A 15,965-nucleotide genomic window follows, 5' to 3' on the forward strand; every position below is an offset into this window, starting at 1 on the left:
AGTGGAACCCGTCAGAACGTGCGTCGGCTGCCGTCTGCGCGCCCCAAGGGCCTCACTTCTGAGGCTCGTCCTCCCCTCGAACGTCCTCGTGGTAGATCCGCGGGGTGTCCGTGCTGGGCGGGGAGCGTGGCTGCACGACGCGTACGACTGCTACGAGCTCGCGGTGAAGCGCCGCGCGTTCAGCAGGGCGTTCCGGACGCGCGAGAGCGTGGACGCGAGCGCCGTGGAGCAGTACGTCACCCGTGACCTGACCGGCTCGGCTCCTCACCCTGAGGAACCGGCCAGGCGAACGATCACACCGCAGAGAGAACAGGCAGAACGGCCCGTGAACTGATCATGAGCAACGACTGATGAGCGGCTCGAAATGAGATCCGTCCGTTTGTGATGGCCTGCCCCGTCTTGGGCGCAGGTCCGAGACAGGAGAGAAGTGGCTAAACCACGCGTGCACGAGATCGCCGCCGAACTCGGCGTCGACAGCAAGGTCGCACTTGCGAAGTTGAAAGAACTGGGCGAGTTCGTCAAGGGACCGTCGTCCAGCATCGAACCCCCCGTCGCCCGCAAGCTCCGCCAGGCCCTTCAGGGCAGCGCGAGCACGGGCGCCTCCACAACCCCGTCGGCGCCCGCCGCCGGCACCGCCCGTCCCGGGGCCCCGCGCCCCTCGGGCGCCCGCCCCTCCGCGCCGATGCCCGGCCCGGCCAAGCCGCCCGCTCCGGCGCCGGCTCCGCCGATGTCGGTCGCCGAGCGTCAGGCTGCCGCTCAGGCCGCCCAGGAGGCCGCGGCCGCGGCTCGCGCCCAGGCCGCCGCCGACGCCCCCGCCGCTCCGGCTCCGACCGAGGCCGCCGCTCCGGCGCCCGCGCCCGAGAAGCCCGCTGCAGCGACCCCCGCCGCCTCGCCCGCCACCCCCGGCGGACCGAAGCCGGCGACCCCCGTCCGGCCCCGGCGGCAGCTCCGCCGAAGTCCGGCGGCACCTCCGGCCCCGGCGGCTCCAGCCGTCCCGGTGGCGCACCGCGTCCGGGCAACAACCCCTTCGCGAGCAACCAGGGCATGGGCCAGCGTCCCGCGACGCCCCCGCGTCCGGGCAACAACCCGTTCGCCAGCTCGCAGGGCATGGGCTCGCGCCCGACGCCCAGCAACATCCCCGTCCCGCGGCTCCCCGCCCGGGTGCGCCCCGACCCGGTGGACCCGGCATGGGCCAGCGCCCCGCCGGCTTCGGCCAGCGTCCCGGCGGTCCCGGTGGCGGAGCCGGTCGTCCCGGCGGCCCCGGCCGTCCGGCCGGCGGCGGCTTCCAGCGTCCCGGCGGCGCCCCGGAGCGGGTGGCGGCTTCGCCCCTCGTCCCGGTGGCGGCGGCGGTCGCGGTCGCGGCCCCGGCGGTGGCACCGCTGGTGCCTTCGGTCGCGGTGGCGGCAAGAGCAAGGCCCGCAAGTCGAAGCGCACGAAGCGTCAGGAGTTCGAGCTCAGGGAGGCCCCGTCGCTCGGCGGCGTCAGCGTCCCCCGCGGCGACGGCAAGACGGTCATCCGTCTGCGCCGCGGCGCGTCGATCTCGGACTTCGCCGACAAGATCGAGGCCATGACCGGCGTGCCGGTGCCCCCCGGCAACCTGGTCACCGTCCTCTTCGCCCTCGGCGAGATGGCGACGGCGACCGAGTCGCTCGACGAGGCCACCTTCGAGGTGCTCGGCGGTGAGCTCGGCTTCAAGATCCAGGTCGTCTCGCCCGAGGACGAGGACAAGGAGCTCCTCGAGGGCTTCGGCCTCGACCTCGAGCAGGAGCTCGAGGACGAGACGGACGAGGACCTCCAGATCCGTCCCCCCGTCGTCACCGTCATGGGTCACGTCGACCACGGAAAGACGCGCCTGCTCGACGCGATCCGCAACGCCAACGTCGTCGCCGGCGAGGCGGGCGGCATCACGCAGCACATCGGTGCGTACCAGGTCGTCGCGGAGCACGAGGGCATCGAGCGCCCGATCACCTTCATCGACACCCCGGGTCACGAGGCGTTCACCGCCATGCGAGCCCGTGGTGCCCAGGTCACGGACATCGCGATCCTCGTGGTCGCGGCGGACGACGGCATCATGCCGCAGACCATCGAGGCGCTGAACCACGCCCAGGCGGCCAACGTGCCGATCGTGGTCGCGGTCAACAAGGTGGACAAGCCCGACGCCAACCCGGCCAAGGTGCGTCAGCAGCTGACCGAGTTCGGCCTCGTCGCCGAGGAGTACGGCGGAGACGTCATGTTCGTCGACGTGTCGGCCCGCGCGAACACCGGCATCCAGGACCTCCTGGACGCCGTGCTGCTCACCGCGGACGCCGGTCTCGACCTGCGCGCCAACCCCGACAAGGAGGCCCGCGGAGTCGCGATCGAGGCCAAGCTCGACAAGGGACGCGGTGCCGTCGCGACGGTCCTCATCCAGTCGGGAACGCTGCGCGTCGGCGACGCGATCGTCGCGGGAACGGCCTACGGCCGCGTCCGTGCGATGGCCGACGAGAACGGCGTCGCCGTGCTCGAGGCCGTGCCGTCGCGACCGGTTCAGGTGCAGGGACTCTCGTCCGTGCCCCGCGCCGGCGACACCTTCCTCGTCACCGAGGAGGACCGCACCGCCCGCCAGATCGCGGAGAAGCGCGAAGCCGCTCAGCGCAACGCCCTGCTGGCCAAGGCCCGCAAGCGCATCTCGCTCGAGGACTTCACCCGTGCTCTCGAGGAGGGCAAGGTCGAGTCGCTCAACCTCATCATCAAGGGCGACGTGTCCGGTGCCGTCGAGGCGCTGGAGGAGTCGCTCGTCAAGATCGAGGTCGACGACTCGGTGCAGCTGCGCATCATCCACCGCGGTGTCGGTGCGATCACGGAGTCGGACGTCAACCTCGCGACGATCGACAACGCGATCATCGTGGGCTTCAACGTCCGCCCCGACCCGAAGGCCCGCGAGCGCGCTGCTCGAGAGGGAGTGGACATCCGCTTCTACTCGGTCATCTACAACGCGATCGAAGAGGTCGAGAACTCGCTCACGGGCATGCTCAAGCCCGAGTACGAGGAGGTCCAGTCCGGTATCGCCGAGATCCGCGAGGTGTTCCGCTCCTCGAAGGTCGGCAACATCGCGGGTGTCATCGTCCGCTCCGGCACGATCACCCGCAACTCGAAGGCGCGCGTCATCCGCGACGGCGTCGTCGTCGGGGACAACCTCGCCATCGAGTCGCTGCGTCGCTTCAAGGACGACGTCACGGAGGTCCGTACGGACTACGAGGCCGGTATCGGTCTCGGCAAGTACAACGACATCCAGATCGGCGACGAGATCGAGACGATCGAGATGAAGGAGAAGCCGCGAGGCTGACCCTGAATTCTCACTGGAAGGCCCGGGTCCGCCCGGGCCTTCCGGCGTTCAGGGAGTCTCCGGTCCTCAGGGCCCTCGTTCTGACGAGGGATCGGGAGCTCACTCCCGCCCTCGCGCGACTTCCCGCGGGCCTGCGGCCCGCCCGCCAGACCCGAGCCAGTCGCGCGAGGACGGGAGTGAGCTCCCTCCCTGCGGGAGGTTCGGTTCGCCAGAAGTGGGGTGGTCCAGAACTCCGAGGCACGGGGCGTCGGTACCGGGACCTGCAACTGCACGGTGGGGGTGGGGCGCCTGTGCGGGAGGGGGACCGGGAGTACGGACTTCTGCCTCTACAGACGGGAGGTGCGGGTGGGGTGTCTCGTCGCGGCTCCTGGCTCGGGTCTGGCGGGCGCGGCGCAGCCGCGCGGGAAGGAGCCGCGGCGAGGCACCCCACCCGCGCCGGCAGCGCCGCGCACCACTGCAGCGAAGACGACGACCCGGGGTGTGCTCGGGAGAGCAAGCCCCCAGCAAGACGACCGGCGGGACTGCCGGGGAGTGGTTAGATGGCGAGCTGAACGGTTCGTCGAGAGAGATGAGGACCAGCCATGGCAGATCCGGCACGGGCGAGGAAGCTCGCCGAACGGATTCAGGTGATCGTCGCCAAGCGGCTCGAGCGCGGACTCCGCGACCCCCGACTCGGCTTCGTCACCATCACCGATGTGCAGGTGACCGGTGACCTGCAGCACGCCTCCGTGTTCTACACGGTCTACGGCACCGACGAGGAGCGCGCCGACTCGGCGCTGGCTCTGAAGGCGGCGACCGGCATGCTCCGCACGGAGGTCGGCAAGAACATCACGGCGCGGCTGACGCCGTCGCTCGAGTTCATCCTCGACGCGATCCCGGAGAACGCGAAGCACATCGAGGACCTCCTCGCGACGGCGCGCAACCAGGACACCCAGGTGCAGTCGCTCGCCGCGAAGGCGGACTACGCCGGCGACGCGGACCCGTACGTGAAGCCGCGCGAGGACGAGGACGAGGACTAGGCAGCAGGCCTGAACACCGCGGAGCCCGTGGCGACGTCGACCGATTCGAGGACGACGACGACACGGGCTCCCGGCGTCTGCGGGGTCGGCACGTCGACCGTGATCTCGGGGTCGAGCAGCTGGACCTGCGAGCGGGTCCTGGCGGAGGTGACGACGACGCCCTCGAAGGAGGAGCCCTCACGGCCGCGGAGGATCGCGGCCTCGACGACGGCGGTCGCGGCGCGGGAGGCGGCTCCGGAGCGGCGGTCGCTCGCGGTCATCAGGGCCGGGATCTCGGGCAGGGCCGCGCGGAGCCAGGGCTCGAGCTCTTCGCCGGTGGAGATCGCGTGGCAGGTCGCCAGGGCGAAGCGGTCGACCAGGCGGCGGAGCGGCGCGGTGACGTGCGCGTACGGGGCGGCCAGGGCGGACTGCTCGGGCTGCTCGGGGGCGGCGCCGTCGAAGGCGGTGTAGCCGGCGCCGCGGAAGAGCGTCGCAGCGGCCGACATGATCGCGAGCTGGGCGGGGTCCGCCGTGTCGAGGCGGCGGAGGTAGGCGCCGTAGGGCTCGTCGGCGGCCCAGGGGACGCCGAGGGCGTTCGCGCGGGCGCGGAAGGCGGCGACGGTGTCGTCGTCGGCGGCGGGCATCGTGCGGAGGATGCCGACGCCGGCGCCGAGCATCATCGTCGCCGCGGCCATGCCGGTGAGGAGCGAGACCTGGGCGTTCCAGCCCTCCGAGGCGAGGGGTGCCCGGCGCTCGATCCGGTAGCCGCCGTCGACGGCGACGATCTCCTCGTCGGGGAGGGCGAGGCTCGCTCCGCCGCGCTCGGCCTCCCGGGCCTGGCGCTCCGTGCCGAACCAGGGGAGCAGCGCGATCGACGGGTGCGGGACGCCGGCGTCGACGCTGTGCTGGACACCGGCGTAGTCGAGGCGGGCCGTGCTGCGGACGAGAGCACGCTCGAGGCGGACCGCTCGGGGCTCGGCGGCGTCGTCGAGCTCGAGGGTCCAGACGAGGGCGCGGCGCTCGAGGTCGGGGAGGAGGGAGGCGGTGCCCTCGGAGAGGACCGGCGGGTGCAGCGGGACGCGGCCGTCGGGGAGGTAGTAGGTCTGGCCGCGGCGGCGGGTCTCGGCGTCGAGGGCACCGCCGGGTCGGACGACGGCGGGCACGTCGGCGATGGCGTAGCGGAGCACGACTCCTGAGCCGCGCCGCTCGAGGTGCACGGCCTGGTCGAGGTCGAGGGAGCCTGGCGGGTCGATCGTGACGAAGGGGATGCCCGTGAGGTCGATCCGCCCCGCGTCGTCGGCGGCACGGTCGGCCTGCTCCGCCTCGGCGAGGGCCTCGGGCGGGAACGCGCCCGGGAGGTCGTTCGCGGTGCGGACGGCGGCGAGCGCGCTGTCGAGCTCGGCGTCGGGGCGGGGGAGTCGGAGGCGGCGACCGGTCACGGCGCCACGCTACCGGGCCTGTCCGACACCGGGCGCACGGTCAGGAGTGGGGGAGCAGGTAGCCGTCCTCCGGGGTGCCGGTGGCGAGACCGTCGGCGAGGAGGCCGGCGAGGGCGCGGTCGCGCTGCTCGGCGTCCGGCCAGAGCGAGGCGATCTCGGCGGCGGTCACCGGGCCGTGCGCGGCGCGCAGCTCGGCGAGGACGAGGCCGCGGACCTGACGGTCGGAGCCCTCGTACTTCTTCTGCCGCGCCTTGACCGGGCCGTCGTAGGCCGGGTAGCCGGCGGCCCGCCAGGCGCAGGCGTCCCGGATCGGGCAGGCGTCGCAGCCGGGAGCGCGCGCGGTGCAGACGATCGCGCCGAGCTCCATGGTGCCGGCGTTGAAGGCGGCGGCGTCGGGGAGGTCGTCGGGGAGGAGCGCGTCCATCGCGGCGAGGTCGGCCTTCGCGCGCGGCGGGCCGGGCTCGGCCGCGCCGTCGATCGCGCGGGCGATCACGCGCCGGACGTTGGTGTCGACGACGGGGTGGCGGTGGCCGAAGGAGAAGACGGCGATCGCGCGCGCGGTGTAGTCGCCGATGCCGGGGAGGGCGAGGAGCGTCTCGACGTCGTGCGGGACGACGCCGCCGTGCTGCTCGGTGATCGCGACGGCGCAGGCGTGCAGGCGCAGCGCCCGGCGCGGGTAGCCGAGCGACTGCCAGGCGCGCACCGCCTCGCCCGGAGGGACGGCCGCCAGATCGGCCGGGGTCGGCCAGCGCTCGAGCCACTCGGCGAGCCGCGGGATCACGCGGACGACCGGGGTCTGCTGGAGCATGAACTCGCTGACCAGCGTGCCCCACGCGGGGAAGCCCTCGCGGCGCCAGGGCAGATCGCGGGCGTTGTCGCGGAACCAGTCGACGATCGCCGCGGCGAGTGCGGGCATCGGTGCGGTCGGCATCGGTCCGGTGGGCATCAGGTCACCCTAGGCCGTCCCGCGTATCGTGGGCGAATGACCAAGTGGGCTCCGCAGAAGGCCGATGTGCTCGACGCTCTCGCGGCGGAGGTGCTGCACAACTACGGGCACGGCCGGGTGGCGGTCGGGATCGACGGCGACGACCCGGAGGTGTCCGGCGCGTTCGCGCTCGCGCTGGCCGAGGCGGTGCGCCGGGCGGGCCGCGACGCGGTGGTCGCGCACCTGGCCGACTTCCGGAAGCCTCGGGCCGAGCGGGAGGATCCCTCGATCCCCGAGGCGCAGCGCGCCTACCTCGCGGGCTACGACTACGAGCTGCTGCGGCGGGTGCTGCTCGACCCGTTCAAGCTGGGCGGGAGCACCGGCTTCGTCCTCGCCGGCTACGACGGGGTGCGCGACGAGGCGCGGCAGGCGCGCTGGCGCACCGCCGGCCGCGACGCTCTGCTCCTCGTCGACGGGCCCTTCGCCCTGCGGCCCGAGCTGCGCGGCGCGTGGAGCGCGTCGATCCGGCTCGACACGCAGGAGCCGCCGGTCGACGCGTCCTACCGGGCGAGCACGGATCCGAAGCGGATCGCGGGGATCCTGGTCGATGTCCGCGACCCGGAGCACCCGCGGCGGCTCTTCGCCGACTCCTGCTGAATCGTCCAGGGCTCCTCCGCTAGACGGAGGACGCCCGCCGGACCACGTCGTCCGCCGGCAGGAACGCCCCCGAGCGCTCGACCTCGTGCACGAGCTCGACGAGCAGCTGGTTGACCGGTGCCTCGCGGCCGAGGCGGTGGGCGGTGCGGACGACGGCGCCGGCCAGGTGGTCGATCTCGCTCGGGACCCCGCGCCGCACGCTCTGCAGTGTGGAGCCCGGGTTCGGCACGTCGCCCATCCGGGTCGCCATCCGCCGCGGCAGCAGCTCGACCACGGGCAGCGGCGCCGCCGCCAGGGCGCGGATCCGGGCGTCGGAGAGACCCTGCAGCGCGCCGAAGCGGACGCCGGAGGCCAGGCCGGTCCGCGCCGCCTCCCGCATCGCCCGCGCGAGCAGCCGGCGCAGACCCGGGTGCGCGATCGTCTCCTGCACCGAGAGGCCGGTGATCGCGGGCAGCGCGTTGACCTCGTTGATCAGCAGCTTCGTCCACTGCGCCCCGAGGAAGTCGTCGGTGGTGGCCGTGGGCACCGCCTCGCCGAGGATCGCTGCGGCGCGGCGGACGTCGTCGTCGGCCGGGCGGCCGGGGACGCCGAGAGTCGTCGTCGCCGGCGCGGTGACGGTGACGCGGCCGGGCTCGAGATGGCTGGCCGCGAAGAGCGCGAGGGCGCCGACCAGGCGCGCGTCGCGGACCTGGCGGGCGGCGGCCTGCAGTCCGTCGAGCCCGTTCTGCACCACGACGAGGAGCGTTCCGTCGACGGTGCGTCGGTTCGCGCGGAGCGCGTCCTCGGCGTCCTGCGCCTTCGTGCAGAGCACAGCGAGATCGGGGACGAGGTCGAGCGTCTCGCCGCAGCGGACCCAGGCGGTGTGCTCGCCCCAGGCGCCGTCGAGACGGAGCCCCTGCCGCCGGATCGCCGTGAGGTTCTCGCCCCGGGCGGTCACCTCGACGTCGTGTCCTGCGCGGTCCAGGAGGGCGGCCACGGTGCCGCCGACGGCGCCCGCTCCGAGTACGGCGATCCTCATCCGGACAGCCTAGAACCGCGGCGAGCGGCGGCCGTGCCGGGCGCGGGCTCCGCGGGGCCGACTCCCGAACTGCGCGTGTATCCTCGCACCCGTGCACGAGACTCCCAGCCCTTCTGCGGCGGCTCCGAACGGGATCCTCCTGCTGGACAAGCCGGGCGGGATCACCAGCCACGACCTCGTCTCGAGGACTCGCCGCCGCGCCGGAACGCGCAAGGTCGGGCACGCCGGGACGCTCGATCCGATGGCGACCGGGTTGATGATCCTCGGGCTCGGCCCCTCCACCCGGCTCCTCACCTACCTGGTCGGGCTCGACAAGGAGTACGAGGCGACGATCCGCCTCGGCGCCGCGACGAGCACCGACGACCGCGAGGGCGAGACGCTCACCACCGCCGAGCCCGGCGCCGCAGCGGCACTCGGTCCCGAGGCGGTCGACGCCGTGGTCGCGACCCTCACCGGAGCGATCGAGCAGATCCCGAGCGCCGTGAGCGCCATCAAGGTGGACGGCCGGCGCGCCTACGCCCGGGTGCGCGACGGCGAGGAGGTCGTGCTGGCCGCACGACCGGTCACCGTGAGCGCCTTCGACGTGCTCGCGCGCCGCGAGATCGACGGCTTCCTCGACCTCGACGTCCGGGTCACCTGCTCCTCCGGCACCTACATCCGGGCGCTCGCCCGCGACCTGGGCGCCGCGCTCGGCGTCGGCGGCCACCTCACCGCGCTCCGGCGCACGGCGGTCGGCCCGTTCCGGGTCGCCGCGGCCGGCGTCATCGACGAGCTGGACGTCCCGGCGGCGCTCCTCTCGCCCACCGCCGTCGCGGGCGAGCTGTTCCCGCTCCTGCATCTCGACGCCCGCGAGGCGGTCGACCTCGCCAACGGCAAGCGGATCCCCGTGCCCGAGGCGTTCGCGGGCGCCAAGGGACTCCTCGCCGCCGTCGGCCCGGGGGAGCGCCTGGTGGGGCTCGCCGAGCGCCGGGGCGCCGCCCTGAAGAGCGTGGTCAACTTCCCCACCGAGGAGCTCCGGGTGGGCGCGCCGTGATCGACTGGTTCACGACGCTCCAGGTCGGCGTCGCCGTCGCTGCCGGGCTGCTCTGCCTGGTGCTCGGGATGATCGGGCGGCGCCCCTCCGACGTCACGGTCGGGGCCACCGCGATCGTCGAGCTGCTGCTGATCGTCCAGCTCGCCGTCGCGATCGTCTCGCCGCTCGTCGGCAACCGGCCCACGGGCAGCCTGCCCGAGTTCTACATCTACCTGGTCTCGGCGCTGATCCTGCCGCTCGCCGCCGGCTTCTGGGCGCTGATCGAGCGCAGCCGCTGGAGCACGGTGATCCTCGGCGTCGTCTGCCTCGCGATCGCCGTGATGGTCTACCGGATGCACCAGATCTGGTTCGTCCAGGGCGTCTGAGCCCCGCGATCCGCGGTCGCAGCGGAGTGGGCGCGGCGAGCGCCTACCATTGACCCTGCGATGTCGAACGAACCCAGCGATGCGCCCGGACGGGCGGCCCAGGACCCAGCTCTGCCGAACCCGGATCAGCGCCCCGCGCGCTCGGCGCGGTCCCGGGGGATCGGCAGCCTCCTCGTGGTCGTCTACGGGATCCTCGCTCTCGCCGCGACCGGCCGCTCGGTGTTCCAGATCATCGACCGCTTCGACGAGGCGCCGCTCGCGTTCTCGCTCTCGGCGCTCTCCGCCGTCGTCTACATCCTCGCGACCATCGCCCTCGTGGCTCCCGGCCGCGTCTGGCAGCGCATCGCCTTCGTGACGATCACCTTCGAGCTGGTCGGCGTGCTCGTCGTCGGCGCGATCAGCGTGCTCGCGCCGCAGCTGCTCGGCCTCGCCAGCGCGGATCCGTTCGGCCGGCAGTCGACGGTCTGGGCGGCCTTCGGCGCCGGCTACCTGCTCATCCCGCTGGTGCTGCCGGTGCTCGGCCTGTGGTGGCTGCGGGTCCAGGGGCGCCGGGCGGCGGCGGGAGCGGCGGCCTGATGCGCGTCGAGCAGCGCGCGGCCGATCTCACCGGCATCGGCCCGTCCGCCGTCACCATCGGCAAGTTCGACGGGGTGCACACCGGCCACCGCGCCGTGATCGACACGCTCCACGCCCGGGCCCGCGAGCGCGGGCTCGCCGCGGTCGTCGTCACCTTCGACCGCAACCCGCTCAGCGTCATCGCGCCGGAGAAGTGCCCGCCGGCGCTCGTCGGCAACGAGCAGAAGCTCGAGCTGCTGGCGGGGACCGGGATCGACGCGACGCTGCTCCTGGCCTTCGACGCGCAGTTCCGCTCGCTCACGGCCGAGGAGTTCGTGCGGCAGGTGCTCGTCGACGCCCTGGAGGCGCGCGTGGTGCTGGTCGGCTCCGACTTCCGCTTCGGCGCACACGGCGCAGGGGACGTCGCGATGCTCCGGGCGCTCGGCGAGGCGCACGGCTTCGAGGTCGAGCTGATCGACGACGTGCGTCCCGAGCACGGGCGCCGCGTCTCCTCGACCTGGATCCGCGAGCTGCTCGCCGAGGGCGACGTCGAGCACGCGACCTGGCTGCTCGGCCACGAGCCGGTGGTGCGCGGCGTCGTCGTGCATGGCGCCAAGCGCGGCCGCGAGCTCGGCTTCCCGACCGCGAACCTCTCGCCGGAGTCGCAGGGCCTCATCCCCGCCGACGGCGTCTACGCCGGCCGCTTCGTCACCGAGGGCCGCAGCTACCCGGCCGCGATCTCCGTCGGCAGCAACCCGACCTTCGTCGGCGTGCCGCCCAAGCAGGTCGAGGCCTACCTGCTGGATGAGACGATCGACCTCTACGACCGCGTGGTCGACGTCGCCTTCGTCTCGCGCATCCGCGGCCAGGTCGCCTACGAGGGCGTCGAGCCGCTCATCCGGCAGATGAACGACGACGTGGAGAAGGTCCGCACGATCCTCGGCGCGGAGCGACCGGCCGGCTGAGTCTGCGCGCCGGGGTCCTTCCGGGCCTGCGACGGCGCCCTAGCAGCGGCCGTGCCCGCGCACCAGCGGGAGAGCGCCCAGGGGCGGCGGCGTACCGTGGCCGCATGAGCGAATCCTCACCCGCCCCGTCGCGCCCGCTGGCGCTCGTCACGGGGGCGACCGGCTACATCGGCGGCCGCCTCACCCCGCGCCTGCTCGAGGCCGGCTACCGCGTCCGCGTGCTGGTCCGCGACCCGCGCAAGCTCGCCGAGGTCCCGTGGGCCGGCGACGTGGAGGTCGCCCAGGGCGATCTGAGCGATCCGGAGTCGCTGGCCGCTGCGTTCGAGGGCGTCGGCGTCCTCTACTACCTCGTGCACTCGATGGGCTCGGGCGCCGATCACGCGCGCTTCGAGCAGGTCGAGAGCCGGGCCGCGAGGAACGTGGCCGAGGCCGCACTCGCCGCGGGCGTCGAGCGGATCGTCTACCTGGGCGGTCTGCACCCGGATGTGGAGACGCTGTCGCCGCACCTGCGCTCGCGGGCCGAGGTCGGCCGCATCCTGATGGCCTCCGGCGTGCCGACGATCGCGCTGCAGGCCGGCGTCATCATCGGCTCCGGCTCCACCTCGTTCGAGATGGTGCGCCACCTCACCGACGTCCTGCCCTACATGCCGGCCCCGCAGTGGGTGCGCAACTTCATCCAGCCGATCGCCGTCCGCGACGTGCTGCACTACCTGCTCGGCGCCGCCGCCCTCGAGGACGCGACGCTGAACCGCACCTTCGACATCGGCGGGCCGGACGTCCTCCGCTACGGCCAGATGATGAACGGCTACGCGGTCGAGGCGGGGCTCGCGCAGCGGCCGATCGCCTCGCTGCCCGTCTTCACCCCGTGGCTCGCGTCGCAGTGGGTCAACCTGGTGACGCCGATCCCGCGCTCGCTCGCGGTGCCGATCATCGCCTCGCTGCAGTACGACTGCGTGGTGCGCGAGGACGACATCCGCGCGCTGATCCCGGACCCCGAGGGCGGACTGACGCCCTACCGCCGCTCGGTGCGCCTCGCGCTCGGCAAGATGCAGGCCGGTGAGATCGAGACCAGCTGGCAGAACGCCGAGGTCGTCGGCGCCCCCAGCGACCCGCTGCCGAGCGACCCGGAGTGGGCCGGCCACACGGTCTACGTCGACCTTAAGGTGCGCCGGACCGACGCCGATCCGGCCAAGCTCTGGCGGGTCATCGAGGGCATCGGCGGCACCAACGGCTGGTACTCGTTCCCGCTGGCCTGGGCGATCCGCGGCTGGATGGACAAGCTCGTCGGGGGAGTGGGCCTGCAGCGCGGGCGCCGCGACTCCGAGCGGCTGCACGCCGGTGACGCGCTGGACTTCTGGCGCGTCGAGGCGATCGAGCGGCCGACACTGCTGCGCCTGCGCGCCGAGATGAAGGTGCCCGGCGGCGCCTGGCTCGAGATGCGCGCGGAGCCCGGCGAGGACGGCGGATCCGTGTACACCCAGCGCGCCGTGTTCTTCCCGCAGGGGCTCGGCGGCCGGCTCTACTGGTTCGCCGTCCTGCCCTTCCACGGCGTGATCTTCAACGGGATGGCCAACCGCATCACGGCCACCGCGACCGACCTCGCCGACGCCGGCGAGGAGCGCTCCCCTGGTGGGCGCAGGGCGCAGCGGTGACAATGGAGGGGTCCGCGGGCGGCGACACCGCCTCGGACACGAACGAGAGGAGCACGATGAGCGAACGATCGGACACGGACGCGGGGCGCGATCTCCAGCTGGGAAAGGTCGCCTTCATCGGTGACAGCATCATCCAGGGCGGGTCCTGGGACGAGTGGTTGACCGCGTCGACGGTCGTCGACGAGGGGATCGGCGGAGCGACGAGCGACGACGTCGTCGAGCGGCTGCCCGAGCTCGTCGAGGCGGCGCCCGACACGGTGGTCCTGCTGGTCGGCACGAACGACCTGGCCTACCACCGGACGACCGAGCACATCGTGCGCAACATCGAGACGATCGTTGCGACCTTCCGCCGGGACCTGCCCGACGTGCGGATCCTGGTGACGTCGATCCTGCCGCGAGCGCGCGAGTTCGGCACGCAGATCCGCGAGGTCAACCGGCACCTCTGGCAGTTCGCGCCGACCGCGCACGCGGGCTACCTCGACCTCTGGCCGGTGCTCGCCGGCGAGGACGGCGCCCTGCTGGAGCAGTACTCGCCCGACGGCCTGCACCTCAACGAGGCCGGCTACGCCGCCTGGCGCGAGGCCCTCGGCCCGGCCCTCGACTCCGTGCTGCGGATGCCGCCGCGCACCCGGCCGATCACGCTGCCGTACGACGAGTTCGCGCGGCCCAAGACGGCCTAGCGCCGTCTGCGCGGCGACGCGCCGCGAGCCGAGGGGAGCCGAGACCGAGAGGTCCGGCTCCCTTCGTCGTTCCCGGGTGCGCGGGACGATGCGCGGCGCGGAACTGCACAGCTCTTCGGGGATCGATCAGCGGCTCTTGCCGGGGGTATAGGCGGTGGCGGCACTCTCGATCGTGCACCCGGCCGGGTGCGAAGGAGAGCCGGAGGCGCAGCATGAGCAGCACGATCGAGAATCAGGGAGCGGTGGCGGCGGAGTGGCCGCCACCGACGGCGGGGACCGCGGCGCCGAGTGCGGCGGAGCCGGCGCAGTCGCGTCAGCCACTGTGGCGACAGCGACGCGTCCGCTGGATCGCGCTCGCCGTCCTCGCCGGTCTGCTGCTGCTGGGCGGCGGCTTCGGGATCGGCTACGCCGTCGGGAACTCGGCCGGGCCCTCCGCCGTCGGCGATTTCGACCCGTCGCAGCGGGGCGGGATGCCGGACGGCGGCTTCCCCGGCGGTGGCGGACCCGGGTCGTCCGGCGGCCAGGGGAGCGGCACCGGGACGGACTCGGGGACGGACTCCGGCACCGGAGCCGACTCGGGCACCGGAGCCGCGACCGGGACGGCGAGCTAGCCGAGCGCCTCGCGGAAGGCGGCGAGGGCGTCGTCCGAGAAGAGGACGAAGCGGACCTCGTCGAGGGCGCCCGGGCCGTCCTCGGCGGCGGCGAGCCGGACGGAGTCGACGGCGATACGGGCCGCGCTGGCCATCGGCCAGCCGTAGACGCCGGCCGAGACGGCCGGGAAGGCGACGGTGCGGGCGCCGAGGGAGCGGGCGACGCGGATCGACTCGGTGTAGGCGGAGGCCAGAACGGCGGAGCGGTCGTCGCTCCGCGAGTACACGGGGCCGACGGTGTGCACGACCCAGCGGGCGGGCAGGCGGCCGGCGGTGGTCGCGACCGCGGAGCCGGCGGGGAGTCCGTCGCGCAGCTCACCGGCGCGGAGGGTCCGGCACTCCTCGAGGATCTCGGGGCCGCCCGCGCGGTGGATCGCGCCGTCGACCCCGCCGCCGCCGAGCAGCGACGAGTTGGCGGCGTTGACGATCACGTCGACCTGTTCGCGGGTGATGTCGCCGCGGACGGCGGTGACCGCGGTCACGAGCGGTTGTTGGAGAGCTCGAAGATCTTCACGAGCTCGGCGATCGCGGCCTCGCGCGCGTCGCCGCCCTCGTCGAACATCGCGGTGACGTGGGTGCGCAGGTGGTTCTCGACGATCAGCTTGTTCAGCGAGCCGAGCGACTTCTGGATGGCGAGCGACTGCGTGACGATGTCGACGCAGTAGTCCTCGTTCTCGATGGCCTTCTCGAGGCCGCGCATCTGGCCCGCCAGGATGCGGGCGCGGTGCAGGGAGCGCTTCTTCAGATCCTCGATCACCCGCCCAGTTTACGCCGGAGCGCCGATACCCGGCGGGGGTATCAGCCCGCGAGACGACGCCGACTGTGACACGAGATCGCGTCGGCGCCCGTCCCGGGTCGTCTCGATCGGGGTGCGGAGGTCGACTGGACGCGTGCTGGGGTGTGTCGGCCTGTCCGGCCCGATTCGCGTCCGTTCGCTCACGAGCAGGGCCGCGGGCCATCGAGTCGACGCTCGATGGGCTCTACGGCCGCACAAGCGCCCCGTCCGGGTCGATTCGCTCGGGGCGAGGAGGCCGAACGGACAGCTGCTGGGGTCTGCGGGTGGGTCAGGACCCGATCCGGGTCCGTTCGTGACGGCGCGGGGGCGTGGCTCTGCGAGTGGACGTGTTCTGGTGCCTGTGCGCGGGCGTGCGCCCGGATCGGGTCGGTTCGCGCGAGGGGCGGGAGCCGAACGGACCCGTGCGGGGTTCGGAGCGGATCGGGCGGGACCGCCCCGTACGATCGACGGGTGAACGCTGAGAAGTCCGGCCCCCCGCGCGGCGGCACGACCGCCCGCTACCCGTCCCGCTCGAGCGCGCGGATGGCGCTGGCGCCGGGGATCCTCGCGGCGATCATCCTGCTCGCGGGGCTCGCACTCGTCGGCGGCGACGCCTACGACTTCGTGCGCTACCCGGTGGCGATCCTCGCGGCGGTCATCGGCTGGTTCGCGATCCAGGCGAAGGCCTACTACTGGCTGATCGGGCTCGCGCCGATCGTCGTGCTCTGGAACCCGGTCTTCCCGTTCTCCTTCCCGGACGCCGTCTGGTCCTCGCTCCACCTCGCCGCGGTCGGCGTCGTGGTCGCGGCCGGCCTGATCATCCGGGTGCGCGTCGCGGAGTGATCCCGTGGGCGCCGGACGCGCCCGCAGGCGCCGGGTGCCGCTGATCCGGCGCTGAGGAGTAGACTCGACGCGCACCCGCACGCCG

Annotated in this window: 16 protein-coding genes and 1 pseudogene; 12 read left to right on the forward strand and 5 right to left on the reverse strand. The window is 73.5% G+C overall.

Annotated features, from left to right (window positions below; genetic code table 11):
* Window position 1 precedes the first annotated feature (1 nt).
* The 3 genes and pseudogenes from GTU73_RS08040 to rbfA all read left to right on the forward strand — a co-directional run bounded on the left by GTU73_RS08040 (window position 2) and on the right by rbfA (window position 4,344).
* Window positions 2–334: a YlxR family protein gene (locus tag GTU73_RS08040; protein ID WP_123702952.1), complete on the forward strand. Its 333-nt coding sequence runs from the start codon at window positions 2–4 to the stop codon at window positions 332–334.
* 93 nt (window positions 335–427) lie between these two features.
* Window positions 428–3,325 (forward strand): annotated as a pseudogene (gene infB, locus GTU73_RS19485) (translation initiation factor IF-2).
* A 581-nt stretch (window positions 3,326–3,906) separates the two neighbouring features.
* Window positions 3,907–4,344, forward strand: a complete 438-nt coding sequence (gene rbfA / locus GTU73_RS08050; protein WP_123445535.1) for a 30S ribosome-binding factor RbfA — start codon at window positions 3,907–3,909, stop codon at window positions 4,342–4,344.
* Here the strand turns inward: rbfA and GTU73_RS08055 are convergent.
* Window positions 4,341–5,762 (reverse strand): RNB domain-containing ribonuclease, encoded by a 1,422-nt coding sequence (locus GTU73_RS08055; RefSeq protein WP_160088459.1) that lies wholly within the window; start codon window positions 5,760–5,762, stop codon window positions 4,341–4,343. The two genes, rbfA and GTU73_RS08055, sit on opposite strands and share 4 nt — an antisense overlap.
* Window positions 5,763–5,802: 40 nt before the next feature.
* A complete protein-coding gene (locus tag GTU73_RS08060) occupies window positions 5,803–6,678 on the reverse strand; it encodes an A/G-specific adenine glycosylase (RefSeq protein ID WP_160091280.1) in 876 nt (291 codons plus the stop codon).
* Window positions 6,679–6,744: 66 nt separating this feature from the next.
* Between GTU73_RS08060 and GTU73_RS08065 the strand changes: the two genes are divergently transcribed.
* On the forward strand, window positions 6,745–7,344 hold the full coding sequence (locus tag GTU73_RS08065; protein ID WP_160088461.1) for a hypothetical protein: 600 nt from the start codon (window positions 6,745–6,747) through the stop codon (window positions 7,342–7,344).
* 19 nt (window positions 7,345–7,363) lie between these two features.
* Here GTU73_RS08065 and GTU73_RS08070 read toward each other — a convergent pair whose 3' ends face one another.
* Window positions 7,364–8,362 (reverse strand): 2-dehydropantoate 2-reductase, encoded by a 999-nt coding sequence (locus GTU73_RS08070; protein ID WP_160088463.1) that lies wholly within the window; start codon window positions 8,360–8,362, stop codon window positions 7,364–7,366.
* A 91-nt stretch (window positions 8,363–8,453) separates the two neighbouring features.
* On the opposite strand from GTU73_RS08070, the gene truB reads away from it, so the two are divergent.
* The 7 genes from truB (at window position 8,454) to GTU73_RS08105 (ending at window position 14,223) form a co-directional block, all read left to right on the forward strand.
* The gene (truB, locus tag GTU73_RS08075) at window positions 8,454–9,395 is read left to right on the forward strand and encodes a tRNA pseudouridine(55) synthase TruB (RefSeq protein ID WP_160088465.1); all 942 of its coding nucleotides are present in this window, start codon (window positions 8,454–8,456) and stop codon (window positions 9,393–9,395) included.
* Window positions 9,392–9,760 (forward strand): hypothetical protein, encoded by a 369-nt coding sequence (locus GTU73_RS08080; RefSeq protein WP_160088467.1) that lies wholly within the window; start codon window positions 9,392–9,394, stop codon window positions 9,758–9,760. The genes truB and GTU73_RS08080 overlap by 4 nt, the downstream gene beginning before the upstream one ends.
* A gap of 60 nt (window positions 9,761–9,820) precedes the next feature.
* On the forward strand, window positions 9,821–10,336 hold the full coding sequence (locus GTU73_RS08085; RefSeq protein WP_244231815.1) for a hypothetical protein: 516 nt from the start codon (window positions 9,821–9,823) through the stop codon (window positions 10,334–10,336).
* Window positions 10,336–11,280 (forward strand): bifunctional riboflavin kinase/FAD synthetase, encoded by a 945-nt coding sequence (locus tag GTU73_RS08090; protein WP_160088469.1) that lies wholly within the window; start codon window positions 10,336–10,338, stop codon window positions 11,278–11,280. The genes GTU73_RS08085 and GTU73_RS08090 overlap by 1 nt, the downstream gene beginning before the upstream one ends.
* A 104-nt stretch (window positions 11,281–11,384) precedes the next feature.
* A complete protein-coding gene (locus GTU73_RS08095; protein WP_160088471.1) occupies window positions 11,385–12,932 on the forward strand; it encodes an SDR family oxidoreductase in 1,548 nt (515 codons plus the stop codon).
* A gap of 56 nt (window positions 12,933–12,988) precedes the next feature.
* Window positions 12,989–13,612 (forward strand): GDSL-type esterase/lipase family protein, encoded by a 624-nt coding sequence (locus GTU73_RS08100; protein ID WP_160088473.1) that lies wholly within the window; start codon window positions 12,989–12,991, stop codon window positions 13,610–13,612.
* Window positions 13,613–13,824: 212 nt separating this feature from the next.
* Window positions 13,825–14,223 carry a hypothetical protein gene (locus GTU73_RS08105; protein WP_160088475.1) on the forward strand — a complete coding sequence of 133 codons (399 nt, stop codon included), beginning with the start codon at window positions 13,825–13,827 and terminating at the stop codon, window positions 14,221–14,223.
* Here the strand turns inward: GTU73_RS08105 and GTU73_RS08110 are convergent.
* Together GTU73_RS08110 and GTU73_RS08115 are read right to left on the reverse strand one after the other, a co-directional pair.
* Window positions 14,220–14,744 carry an O-acetyl-ADP-ribose deacetylase gene (locus GTU73_RS08110; protein WP_160088477.1) on the reverse strand — a complete coding sequence of 175 codons (525 nt, stop codon included), beginning with the start codon at window positions 14,742–14,744 and terminating at the stop codon, window positions 14,220–14,222. The two genes, GTU73_RS08105 and GTU73_RS08110, sit on opposite strands and share 4 nt — an antisense overlap.
* The gene (locus GTU73_RS08115; RefSeq protein ID WP_123445545.1) at window positions 14,741–15,019 is read right to left on the reverse strand and encodes a metal-sensitive transcriptional regulator; all 279 of its coding nucleotides are present in this window, start codon (window positions 15,017–15,019) and stop codon (window positions 14,741–14,743) included. Before GTU73_RS08115 ends, GTU73_RS08110 begins: the two co-directional genes overlap by 4 nt.
* 489 nt (window positions 15,020–15,508) lie before the next feature.
* Here GTU73_RS08115 and GTU73_RS08120 point away from each other — a divergent pair, with 489 nt between their 5' ends.
* Window positions 15,509–15,880 (forward strand): DUF6804 family protein, encoded by a 372-nt coding sequence (locus tag GTU73_RS08120; protein ID WP_244231816.1) that lies wholly within the window; start codon window positions 15,509–15,511, stop codon window positions 15,878–15,880.
* Window positions 15,881–15,965 lie beyond the last annotated feature (85 nt).

Origin of the sequence: Rathayibacter sp. VKM Ac-2804, assembly GCF_009866655.1 — a bacterium.
Taxonomy (GTDB): domain Bacteria; phylum Actinomycetota; class Actinomycetes; order Actinomycetales; family Microbacteriaceae; genus Rathayibacter.

Coding starts and splice junctions, on each gene's coding strand:
- rbfA (WP_123445535.1), top strand. CDS start 3,907: ATGGCAGATCCGGCACGGGCGAGGAAGCTCGCCGAACGGATTCAGGTG.
- GTU73_RS08060 (WP_160091280.1), bottom strand. CDS start 6,678: ATGCCCGCACTCGCCGCGGCGATCGTCGACTGGTTCCGCGACAACGCC.
- GTU73_RS08065 (WP_160088461.1), top strand. CDS start 6,745: ATGACCAAGTGGGCTCCGCAGAAGGCCGATGTGCTCGACGCTCTCGCG.
- GTU73_RS08070 (WP_160088463.1), bottom strand. CDS start 8,362: ATGAGGATCGCCGTACTCGGAGCGGGCGCCGTCGGCGGCACCGTGGCC.
- GTU73_RS08085 (WP_244231815.1), top strand. CDS start 9,821: ATGTCGAACGAACCCAGCGATGCGCCCGGACGGGCGGCCCAGGACCCA.
- GTU73_RS08090 (WP_160088469.1), top strand. CDS start 10,336: ATGCGCGTCGAGCAGCGCGCGGCCGATCTCACCGGCATCGGCCCGTCC.
- GTU73_RS08095 (WP_160088471.1), top strand. CDS start 11,385: ATGAGCGAATCCTCACCCGCCCCGTCGCGCCCGCTGGCGCTCGTCACG.
- GTU73_RS08100 (WP_160088473.1), top strand. CDS start 12,989: ATGAGCGAACGATCGGACACGGACGCGGGGCGCGATCTCCAGCTGGGA.
- GTU73_RS08105 (WP_160088475.1), top strand. CDS start 13,825: ATGAGCAGCACGATCGAGAATCAGGGAGCGGTGGCGGCGGAGTGGCCG.